This is a genomic window from Candidatus Accumulibacter cognatus (assembly GCF_000584975.1).
GTDB lineage: Bacteria > Pseudomonadota > Gammaproteobacteria > Burkholderiales > Rhodocyclaceae > Accumulibacter > Accumulibacter cognatus.
Map to the genome: position 1 here is coordinate 1 of NZ_JDST02000127.1, position 1705 is coordinate 1705.

General features: G+C 59.2%; 2 protein-coding genes. Both read right to left on the reverse strand.

From position 1 onward, the window contains the following. Positions 1-57 precede the first annotated feature (57 nt). The gene (locus AW06_RS21275) at positions 58-675 is read right to left on the reverse strand and encodes a DUF1071 domain-containing protein (RefSeq protein ID WP_273704904.1); all 618 of its coding nucleotides are present in this window, start codon (positions 673-675) and stop codon (positions 58-60) included. 504 nt (positions 676-1179) lie between these two features. Then, a partial coding sequence (locus AW06_RS18915; RefSeq protein ID WP_273704905.1) for a zincin-like metallopeptidase domain-containing protein occupies positions 1180-1705 on the reverse strand: 526 nt, incomplete at its 5' end.

Below are 1705 nucleotides of genomic sequence, written 5' to 3' on the forward strand. Positions count from 1 at the left end.
CCGGACCCTGCCTCCTGCCTCCATGGAGAACTCCAAAAAGACAGAAAACTACATAAATCAATGGGCTGTGAACAGCCCCTTCGTAACTCCTTGAGCGTAAACGACTGTTTCCCAGGGTTCACGACAATGGCATTCATGCGATTGCCCTGTGGATCCTCCTTGATTGGCGGATTCGTGACCTTGGCCGCTGTAGCGGTGCGCCTGGGCCTGACCACAGGCACCGACCTCGGGGCTCCCCTCTCCGGTCTTGCCGGAGTTGCCGGTGTTCCCGGCATTCTCCAGGTCAGGGAGATCCTCGCCTGCGTAGATCGAAAGCCCCAGCCTATGTAGCGCGATGGCCTTGACCTGACAGTGCTGGATCGATGTGTGGATGTCGAACGGTGTCGGCGCCAGGATCGGCCGGTTCTTGTTGTCCAGGACCCGACACATCCGACTCGGTGTCACGCCTTGCACCGTCACCGCGACATCGACGAAGAAGCCGAGTTCGCTCGACAGGTACAGCAGCCCGTCGAAGAAGCGCACCTCCCAACTGGCGTCGGGATCGGCGAGACGCAGTTGTGCCACGGCAAAGGGCCAACCGAGATACGGGAACAGACCTTTCTTCTCGACATGCTTCGACACATCAATCTGGAACAGGCGACGGAAGGGATGGGTTGCATGGGACGTGTTTTCCATGATGAACTCCAATAGAGAACGCGAGTAACGACAAAGCCCGACCGGCACAGGGCCAGGTCGGGCTTTGTCGGGGAACCGCTGGAATGGCGGTGATCAGGATTGCGACCTTGTCAGATTTTTCGACCTCATCAATCTCGCCCAACAGTCTTGTGGCGATTGCGGGAAGCCCCTCCAGCTACCGGCAGAGCTCGCCCGGTACCCTGGAGTGCAGGGACAGATCGCGTATCGGTAAAGGGATTGCCCAATACGTAGGCAGCACCGACGAAAGATCAGCGCAGCCGGGAAATCCGGGAGGTTTCCACAGGCTTTTTCAACGATCTATCCACAGAATTTGTGGATTAACCTGCTCTCCACAGTCTGTCCCCAGGCTTGTCCACCGTGTCTGTTCGCTTCAGGCAGAGAGCGGCATGACGTCGTCCGGGGTGATCAAGCAGATAGTCGGCTGCCTTCTGGGCTTGCGCGGAAGCGGTGAACACCGCGCTTGTCGCGCTTGAGGACTGCCAGTCAACTGGCGATGTAGTTCGCGTGCCGCACCTGACCTGCAAGCCGGCGGTGCGCGGCCAAGAAGGCCGCGCCCATCTCTGCGATCAGATCTTCCATCGCGTACGCCGATTCGCCAAGGCGCTTGCCGAGCCTCCTGCCGAGGCAAGAAGCGTGGCCCGCCCAGTGGTAAATCTCATGGAGTTCCGTCCTGTAGAAACTCGCCTGGTCCCTGAAGGAAGAGGAAGAACGGAGCGGCAGGTAGATGAGATCGTTGGGTGGCGAATAGAAGGCCCGGAAGCCGCCATGACGAATATCGGCGCCGGAACACTCGATGATCCGCTCAGCGATATCGGAAGGTTCCCAGGCGGATCCCGTGTCCGACGCCGCCCGGTATTCATTGAGCAAGCCATCGACCTGATCCAGATTGAAGACGTCGAAGACCTTAAGCAGTGGCAGGAAGCGCTTTTCGTCGTCGCCCTCGGCGAGTGGTTCGCTGTCGGCCTGCTCGACCTGCCGTAATTCGTAGTAAGCGCTTCCGGATAGGTCC